Source organism: uncultured Aquimarina sp., from assembly GCF_947492115.1.
Lineage (GTDB): Bacteria > Bacteroidota > Bacteroidia > Flavobacteriales > Flavobacteriaceae > Aquimarina.
The window spans coordinates 1-305 of the sequence record NZ_CANLMM010000056.1; the positions used below are offsets into that span (position 1 = coordinate 1).

1 protein-coding gene is annotated in these 305 nt (G+C 35.7%); it reads left to right on the plus strand.

Translation table 11 applies throughout. The features are described from left to right. Nucleotides 1-200, plus strand: a 200-nt coding sequence (locus tag Q1A73_RS24505; RefSeq protein WP_299611466.1) for a hypothetical protein, incomplete at its 5' end; no start/stop codon positions are given. Between the last annotated feature and the right edge of the window lie 105 nt (nucleotides 201-305).

The following is a 305-nucleotide window of genomic DNA, read 5'->3' on the forward strand; positions in this document are numbered from 1 at the left end:
TAATAACGCAAGTAATATCACCTTGCATGGCTAGTCTAGTAAGGTTAGTGACTGAAAAAAATAAACGCACGATAACACGATATATGTGCCATAGCAGCAAAGTGATCAATCGATTGGTTGTTGTATTTTTGGTAAGGCGCAATGCTTGCAGAATGGAAAAGTTAGCAACCAATGCGCAGAAAAATCGAAAAGCAGAGTAACATTTTGCCCTGCTACGACACATATATTAAACGTTAGGTACAAGCAGGAATGATATTAACGGAAAAAAATATTGACGAAAGAAAAATTAGTAAGTTGATTGGAAA